Origin of the sequence: Streptosporangium album (assembly GCF_014203795.1) — a bacterium.
Lineage (GTDB): Bacteria > Actinomycetota > Actinomycetes > Streptosporangiales > Streptosporangiaceae > Streptosporangium > Streptosporangium album.
Genome location: NZ_JACHJU010000014.1, coordinates 1 through 8,064, shown reverse-complemented (window position 1 = coordinate 8,064; position 8,064 = coordinate 1). Strand labels below are relative to the sequence as shown.

Here is an 8,064-nt window from a genome sequence, read left to right as displayed (position 1 = left end):
GGTGTTCCAGATAGCGGCGGGCGGTCACCCGCGAGACGCCGATCGCGGTGGCCGTCGCCTGAGCCGAAACCCCGCCGGGGGCCTTGCGCAGCTCCGCCAGTACGGCGTCGAGGGTGAGCGGGGTCATCCCCTTCGGCAGCGGGCTGCGCGCCGGGCCGCGCAGCGCGGCCAGCGCCCGGTCCACCTCGCCCTGGCCGCTGGCCTCACCCGAGCCCTCCACCGACGACCGGAACTCCGCGTAGCGGGTGAGCTTCTCGCTCAGCGAGGCGAACGTGAAGGGCTTGAGCAAGTACTGTGCCACGCCTACGGAGACAGCCGCCCTGACCACCGACAGGTCGCGTGCGGAGGTGACCGCGATGACGTCGGACAGCACGCCCGCCGCCCGCAGCGCACGGCAGACCTCCAACCCATGCATGTCGGGCAGGTAGAGGTCGAGCAGGATCAGGTCCACCGGCTGCCGCCGCAGGAAGCGCAGCGCCTCCCCGCCGGACCTGGTCACCCCCGCCACCCGGAAACCGGGCACCCGCTCCACGAAGACGCGGTTCGCCTCCGCGGTGATCTCCTCGTCCTCGACGACCAGCACCGAGATCATGAATCGCCCTTCCCGCGCAGCGGCAGCCGTACGGTGAACACCGCTCCCGGCCCACGGCCGACGTCGATCGTGCCGCCCAGGCGGCGGACCGCCTGCCCGACCATGGCCAGCCCGAGGCCACGCCCGTCGCCCTTGGTGGTCCAGCCCCGCCGGAAGGCCTCCCGTGCCGTGGCCGCGTCCAGCCCGGGCCCGCTGTCGGCCACGCTCACCAGGAAGGCCGACTCGTCGGTCAGTAGACGGACGTCCACCTGCGCCGGTGCGACACCCGCCATGGCCGCGTCCACCGCGTTGTCTATCAGGTTGCCGAGGATCGTCACCAGGTCCCGCTCGTCCAGGCCGATGTCGTCGAGGTCGGTGTCCGGACTGATCATCAGTTCCACGCCGCGCTCGGCGGCCTCGGCGCTCTTGCCCAGCAGCAGCGCCGCGAGCACCGGTTCGCGCACCGCGCCCACCACCCGGTCGGTGAGCTGTTGCGCGGCCCGGAGTTCCGCGGTCGCGAAGGCCACGGCCTGCTCGGCGCGGCCCAGCTCGACCAGGGTGATGACGGTGTGCAGGCGGTTGGCCGACTCGTGCGCGGCGGCGCGCAGGGAGTCGGCGAAGCCGCGTTCGGCGTTGAGCTGCCCGGTCAGGGACTGCAGCTCGGTGTGGTCGCGCAGGGTGACCACGGTGCCGAGCGAACGGTTGCCGGAGCGGACCACGGCGACGTTCACCACGAGCGTCCGCTCCCCGGTCAGATGGATCTCGTCGGTCCGGTTCTCCCCGGTCGCCAGCAGTTCGGTGAGGGAGGGGGGCAGGCCCAGCTCGGTGACGTGCCGCCCGTCCATCTCGCCGTACAGGCCCAGAAGCTCCCTGGCGCCGTCGTTGCAGAGCGTCAGTCTGCCCGCGTCGTCGACCAGCAGCAGCCCCTCCCGTACGGCGTGCAGGATCGCGTCGTGGTAGTCGTACATCCGGCGGAGTTCGCCCGGGCCCATCCCGTGGGTCTGGCGGCGGAGCCGGGTTCCGACCAGATAGGTGCCCGCGCCGCCGGTGGACAGGCCGAGCAGGCCGATGAGGGCGGCGCCGGCGAGCTGCCCGTGGAGCCTGACCCCGATCTTCTCGACGGTGATGCCCGCGCTGACCAGGGCGCGGACCGTGCCGTCGCCGTCGCGTACCGGTGCGACGGCGCGCACCGAGGGGCCGAGGGTGCCGGTGTAGGTCTCGGTGAAGGTCTCACCTTTCAGCGCGGGTGCGATGGTGCCGAGGAACGGACGGCCGATCTGGGCTGGATTGGGATGGGTGTAGCGGAGCCCTCCGGTGCTCATGATCGTGATGAAGTCGACCCCGGTCTCCTGCCGTACCCGCTCCGCGTACGGCTGCAGCACGGCGGAGTCGCCGAGGGCGGCGAGGACCGAGGGGGAGTCGGCCACGCTGACGGTCACCGCCCTGGCCTTTCCGGCGGCCTCCTCGACGAGCAGCTCGCTGGTCTGCAGGAAGGTCAGCACCACGCCTCCCGCGACGGTGACCCCGACCACGACGATCTGCAGTGCCAGCATCTGCCGGGCCAGGCTCCATCGGCGTATCCATCCGGACAGCGTCCTCAACCCCACAACTTTCCCTACGTCCACGAACGAAATGTACGCAATAGTGACTTGGATCACATCGGCGGCGCATAGTCACTCGACCAGAATTTCTGTCCAGACCGGGAAAGTCGAGTGTCCCATATGTCCCGAGATCGTACTCACTATCTGTATATGGCTGTAATTATCGCCGTGATTGCGGGGATCACCATCGGGCTCGTGTCTCCCGATCTCGGCAAGGAGTTGAAGCCGCTCGGCACGGCCTTCGTCGCGCTGATCAAGATGATGATCAGCCCCATCATCTTCTGCACCATCGTGCTCGGCGTCGGATCGGTCACCCAGGCCGCCAAGGTCGGCAAGGTCGGCGGCCTGGCGCTCGGCTACTTCCTCGTCATGTCGACCGTCGCGCTGGCCATCGGCCTGGTCGTCGGCAACCTGGTCGACCCCGGCAGCGGCCTCCAGCTCACCGACGAGCTCCGCAAGGCCGCCGAGGCCGAGGCGGCCAAGGGCGGCGAGAGCGACACGGTGACGTTCCTGCTCGGGATCATCCCGACCACGCTGGTGTCGGCGTTCACCGAGGGGCAGGTGCTGCAGACCCTGCTGGTGGCCCTGCTCGCCGGATTCGCCCTGCAGGCCATGGGGGAGCGGGGCAGGCCCATCCTGGCCGGCGTCGGGCACATCCAGCGGCTCGTCTTCCGCATCCTTGCCATGATCATGTGGGCCGCCCCGGTCGGCGCGTTCGGCGCGATGGCCGCGGTCGTCGGCGCCACCGGCGTCGACGCGCTCAAGAGCCTCGGCGTCATCATGCTCGCCTTCTACACGACCTGCCTGATCTTCGTACTGGGCGTGCTCGGGCCGATGCTCTGGCTGGTCGCCCGGATCAGCCTGCTGTCCCTGCTGCGCTACCTCAGCCGTGAGTTCCTGCTCATCCTGGGCACCTCCTCCTCCGAGTCGGCGCTGCCCCGGCTGATCGCCAAGATGGAGCACCTCGGGGTGAGCCGCCCCGTCGTGGGCATCACCGTGCCGACCGGCTACTCCTTCAACCTCGACGGCACCGCCATCTACCTGACGATGGCCACCCTGTTCATCGCGAGCGCCACCGGTGCCCCCCTCTCGGTCGGCGAGCAGATCTCCCTGCTGGCCTTCATGATCATCGCTTCCAAGGGCGCCGCCGGGGTCACCGGCGCCGGCCTGGCCACCCTCGCCGGAGGCCTGCAGTCCCACCGCCCCGAGCTGGTCGACGGCGTCGGCCTGATCGTCGGCATCGACCGTTTCATGTCCGAGGCCCGGGCGCTGACCAACTTCGCGGGCAACGCGGTCGCCACCGTCCTCGTCGGCACCTGGACCGGCGAGTTCGACCGGGAACGCGCGGCAGAGGTGCTGGCCGGCCGGATCCCGTTCGACGAGGCCACATTGCTGGACGACGACGACCAGCCCCCGCCGGCCGAGCAGCCCGAGGCGCAGATGTCACCGGCAACCTAGGCGTCGTGGCGCCGGCCCTGGCGCTGGAGGGCGGCCAGGGTCGCGCCCGGGGTGTCGGTGAAGAAACGGACCGTGGTGGCTTCGGCGCGGCGGCCGAGGGGACGGACGACGGTGACGGGTTCCGCCAGCTCGACGATCACGTTCGTCTGGGACGAGACCGCCACGCCGAGCCGCCCGTTCTCCACGGTCACCACGCCGGGCTCGTTGTAGCTGCGCGACAGCCGTACCGAGGAGATCAGCCGGCGGGGGATGCGCAGGTCGAAGAAGGCCCCGTAGCGGACGCGCAGTTCCTCGGAGGAGACGACGTGGGGCCGGGTGACGCAGGCCGCGCCGACCGCCAGCCCGACCACGATCCCGTAGACGTCGACCACCAGCACCAGAACGCGCAGCCCATCCGGCACGCCGAGCGCCTTCAACAGCAGCTCCACGGCCACCGTCTCCACGGCCATCATGAACAGCAGCACCAGAATCGTCGACGACTGTTCTCCCGAGTACGGCAGAGCGGTGGCGCCGGGCGGCACGCCGTCGCGGCGGCGGGCGACCCACAGGACGAGGCTGGCCATGCCCTTCACGTCGAACTCCATGAACCTGCGCACCTGCTCCGGCACCAACCGGCGGGCGGCCGCCCGGGCAGCCGCCCGCCGGCCCGCGCCGCTCCGGCGTCCGGCCCGGAACAGCCGGTACGCGGTCACCGCCTCCAGGGCGAACACCGACACAGCGGTCAGCTCGGCCGCCAGGATCACCGGGGCGGGCAGCGACACCCCTGACAGCAGCAGGACGGTGAGCAGCAGTTCACCGGGCAGTACGGCGAACCTCGATGCCCTCGCGGGTCTCTCCGCCGGCCGCCGTCCCCGCAGAAGGGCGGCGGCCGGTCACCGCCCCCGATGTCAGGCGCGCGCCACCAGGACGTCGACCGCCAGGTCGCGGACCACGCTCTCGTCGACCTCGACGCCGAGCCCGGGTCCGGTGGGAACGCGGGCGACGCCATCGGTGATCTTCACCGTCGTGCCGGCGGCATAGGGCGAGGAGATGAACTGCCTGCCGTTGAGGTCGACGGGCCCGGTGATGCCGTGCGCCGCGAACAGGTGCAGGGACGCGGCCAGTCCGAGGTCGGAGTCGGTCAGACCCGAACCCATCAGCCGGACGCCGCAGTCCTCGGCAAGCTGGCACAGCCGCCGCGACAGGGTGAGGCCACCGCTCCGCTGGACCTTGGCGATCGCCACGTCGACCGCGCCGAGCCGTACCAGGGTCGCCAGATCGGTGGGGTGGCGCAGGCTCTCGTCGAGGGCCACGGGCAGGGGCGAGACGTCGCGCATCCGCCGCAGCCCGGCCAGGTCGTTGGCGGGGAGCGGCTGCTCGAACGCGGTCACCCCGAGGTCGAGCAGCCTTGCGGCCAGCCGGAGGGCCGTGTCGCAGGTATAGGCCTGGTTGGCGTCGACCCAGAGCGGCGCGTCCGGCGCCGCGGCGCGCACGGCGGCCACCACCGCGAGGTCGTCCTCCTCGGAGTGGAGCCCGATCTTGACCTTGAACGCGCGGTATCCCGCGTCCTTCCCCTCGGCGACGCACTCGGCGACCTCTTCGGCGGTCTGTCCCGACACGATCCAGGCGAGCTGGATCTCCTCGCTGCGGCGCTGCCCCCACAGCACGCCGACGGGCACACCGGCGGCACGGCCCAGCAGGTCGTGCAGGGCGACGTCGACCGCGCACTTGGCCAGGGGGGCGCCGATCGACAGCCCCCGGTTGATCGCCCGGTCGAACGCCGTGGTGACGGCGTCGAGGTCCCAGACCGGCCTGCCGATGATCGCGGGCGCCAGGTAGCGGTCGATGGTGGTGACGATCGACTCGGCGGTCTCGTAGGTCCAGGCGGGGATCGGGGTGGCCTCGCCCCAGCCGTGGACGCCGTCGGCGCTCACCTTGACCAGGACACGGATGCTGGGCTGCCCCGCGACGGCGACCGACCCGCCGGAGACGCCGAAGGAACGGAGGGTCGGCAGCGCGACGGCATAGGTCTCCACCCGGTCGATGGAGAGTCCGGCGAGGGTCAAGGCGAGGTCCTTTCAGCAAGCGGTCTTCTGGTCGGGGCCGAGGTGCTCGCCCGCAGGACGACCGTACCCGGGACGCGCTCGATGCGGCTGCGACCGGCTATGGCAGGCCGCAGGGCCAGTGCCATGACGCGCTTTCCCAGCTCCTCCAGCGGCAGCGCCACGGTGGTCAGCGGCGGTGTCAGGTCGCCGACCACGGGGATGTCGTCGAATCCGGCGAGGGAGACGTCGGCGGGCACGGCCAGCCCGTGGTCCCGGAAGGCGGCGAGTGCGCCGACCGCCATGATGTCGGTCGAGGCGAAGACACAGGTGGCGCGCAGTCCACGGGAGATCAGCTCGCCGGCGGCCCGGTAGCCGCCGTCACGGCTGAAGACGCCCTCCACGATCTGGCCCGGGTCGAGCGTGATCCCCGCCTGGGTGAGCGCGTCCCGGAAGCCGTTGAGGCGGTCCATCACGGTGGTGAGCGTGGGCGGCCCGGTGAGCACGGCGAAGTCACGGTGGCCGAGGTCGAGCAGCGCCCTGGCGAGCGCGGCGGCCCCGGCGCGGTTCTCGGGCAGGACGGAGTCGATGCGGAGCCCCTGGTGGCGGCTGACCGCGGCGATCCTCGCTCCCGCGGCGCTGCACCGGGCCAGTTCCTCCCGCATGGCCTCCTGCCAGGCGCGGTCCTCGAACCCCGAGCCGATCAACAGGATCGCCCGCACGCGCTGGCCGCGCATCATGGAGACGTAGGAGACCTCGCGGGCCGGGTCGCGGAAGGTGCTGCCCATGATGACCTGGAAGTCGTGTTCGGCGGCGGCGCGCATGACGCCCCGGGCGATCCCGGCGAAGTAGGGGTCGCTGACGTCGTGGCAGATGACGCCCACCGCCTGGCTCGAGGCGCGGGCAAGCGCCTGTGCGTGGGCGTTGGGGGTGTAGGCGAGCTGCCCCGCGGCGGCCAGGACACGCTCTCGGAGGTCGGCGCGCACGCGGGCGGTGCCGTTCAGCGCGCGGGAGGCGGTGGCGGGTGACACCCCTGCGGCCTGCGCGACGTCGTTAAGGGTAATTTGTGGCTGTTCACCCACGTCGTCCCTCACCTCCTCTTGACCCATATGTGAGACGGCCCTACCGTACACCGGAAAGCGCTTTCGGATAGCGCTTTCCGATCACAGAGAAAGCGCTTGCGTGAGGGCCCGCCCGAACGTGAGTGGAAAGAGGAGCTCACCATGAGCATGAACCTCGGTGGATCCGAGGGCCGGCTGCTCGCCGCGCTCGAACAGAGCTGGCGCCCGGTCGCACTCCTCGTCGCCTGTTTCGCGGCATGGTGGGCGATCACCTTCGCTCAGCTGGTGCCGCCCTACCTCGTTCCGTCACCCGGGACGACCCTGAGCGTGATGGCGGACAAGTGGCCCTACCTCTGGCAGCACACCTGGGTGACCACCTACGAGACCGTCATCGGCTTCGCCATCGCCGTGGTCTTCGGCGTGCTGGCCGCCGTCGTCATGGTCTACTCCACGACGGTGGAGAAGACGCTCTACCCCATCCTGCTCTTCGCCCAGGTCGTCCCCAAGATCGCAATCGCCCCGCTGTTCGTGGTCTGGCTCGGCTTCGGCCTGACCCCCAAGGTCGTCGTCGCCGTCCTGATCGCGTTCTTCCCCGTCGTGATCTCCATGGTGACCGGCCTGAAGTCGGTCGACCCCGAGATGCTCCAGCTCGCCTCGACCATGGGCGCGAGCCCACTCAAGACCTTCGCCAAGATCCGCTTTCCCGCATCCCTTCCCCATCTGTTCTCCGGACTGAAGGTGGCCGTCACCCTCGCGGTGACCGGCGCCGTGGTCGGGGAGTTCGTCGGCGCGAACGAGGGACTGGGCTTCGTGATCCTTCAGGCCAACGGCAATCTCGACACCCCCATGCTGTTCGCGGGACTGCTGGTCATGTCGCTGATCGGTGTCGTGCTGTTCGTCCTCGTCGAGATCGCCGAGCGGCTGATGCTGCCCTGGCACGCCAGCCGGCGAGGCGAGGCAGTGACCACCACCCTCTGAAAGACGAGTCAGTGACCATCCCCCAAGGAAGGGTAATCCCGTGAAATCTCGGAGCCTCATCGTCGCCCTGATGCCGGCCATCCTCGTCGCGGCCTGCGGCGGCGGAGGAGGCGGTACGACCACCAACGCCTCGGGTAAGCAGCTCGACCAGGTGACCCTCACGCTCAACTGGTACCCCTACGGCGAGCACGCCCCGTTCTACCTCGGCAAGAAGCAGGCCGTCTTCGAGAAGCACGGCATCGACCTGAAGATCCAGGCCGGCCAGGGGTCCCAGAAGACCGTCCAGGCCACCGGAGGCGGGCAGACCGACTTCGGCTGGGCCGACACCCCGGCGCTGCTGGCGGCCGTCGGGCAGGGAGTCCCCGTCAAGAGCC

General features: G+C 70.5%; 8 protein-coding genes. 3 read left to right on the top strand and 5 right to left on the bottom strand.

The window, feature by feature from the left end; all coding sequences use genetic code 11:
* The coding region (locus FHR32_RS42745; RefSeq protein WP_184760285.1) for a response regulator at positions 1-592 on the bottom strand (592 nt) is incomplete at its 3' end.
* Positions 589-2,196: a sensor histidine kinase gene (locus FHR32_RS42740; protein WP_312882967.1), complete on the bottom strand. Its 1,608-nt coding sequence runs from the start codon at positions 2,194-2,196 to the stop codon at positions 589-591. The genes FHR32_RS42740 and FHR32_RS42745, both read right to left, overlap by 4 nt.
* Positions 2,197-2,322: 126 nt before the next feature.
* Here FHR32_RS42740 and FHR32_RS42735 point away from each other — a divergent pair, with 126 nt between their 5' ends.
* Positions 2,323-3,630 (top strand): cation:dicarboxylate symporter family transporter, encoded by a 1,308-nt coding sequence (locus FHR32_RS42735; protein WP_246468835.1) that lies wholly within the window; start codon positions 2,323-2,325, stop codon positions 3,628-3,630.
* On the opposite strand, the gene FHR32_RS42730 is transcribed toward FHR32_RS42735, so the two are convergent.
* The 3 genes from FHR32_RS42730 to FHR32_RS42720 form a co-directional block, all read right to left on the bottom strand.
* Positions 3,627-4,391 (bottom strand): hypothetical protein, encoded by a 765-nt coding sequence (locus FHR32_RS42730; protein WP_184760283.1) that lies wholly within the window; start codon positions 4,389-4,391, stop codon positions 3,627-3,629. The genes FHR32_RS42735 and FHR32_RS42730 overlap by 4 nt on opposite strands.
* Positions 4,392-4,517: 126 nt before the next feature.
* On the bottom strand, positions 4,518-5,675 hold the full coding sequence (locus FHR32_RS42725) for a mandelate racemase/muconate lactonizing enzyme family protein (protein ID WP_184760282.1): 1,158 nt from the start codon (positions 5,673-5,675) through the stop codon (positions 4,518-4,520).
* On the bottom strand, positions 5,672-6,733 hold the full coding sequence (locus tag FHR32_RS42720; RefSeq protein WP_312882966.1) for a LacI family DNA-binding transcriptional regulator: 1,062 nt from the start codon (positions 6,731-6,733) through the stop codon (positions 5,672-5,674). Before FHR32_RS42720 ends, FHR32_RS42725 begins: the two co-directional genes overlap by 4 nt.
* Positions 6,734-6,874: 141 nt before the next feature.
* Here FHR32_RS42720 and FHR32_RS42715 point away from each other — a divergent pair, with 141 nt between their 5' ends.
* Both FHR32_RS42715 and FHR32_RS42710 read left to right on the top strand, forming a co-directional pair.
* On the top strand, positions 6,875-7,690 hold the full coding sequence (locus FHR32_RS42715) for an ABC transporter permease (protein ID WP_184760280.1): 816 nt from the start codon (positions 6,875-6,877) through the stop codon (positions 7,688-7,690).
* Between the two features lie 40 nt (positions 7,691-7,730).
* A partial coding sequence (locus tag FHR32_RS42710; protein ID WP_184760279.1) for an ABC transporter substrate-binding protein occupies positions 7,731-8,064 on the top strand: 334 nt, incomplete at its 3' end.

Bases quoted from the DNA above. Each gene is read 5' to 3' on its own strand.
- FHR32_RS42715 (WP_184760280.1), top strand. From the start codon at position 6,875: ATGAGCATGAACCTCGGTGGATCCGAGGGCCGGCTGCTCGCCGCGCTC.
- FHR32_RS42735 (WP_246468835.1), top strand. From the start codon at position 2,323: ATGGCTGTAATTATCGCCGTGATTGCGGGGATCACCATCGGGCTCGTG.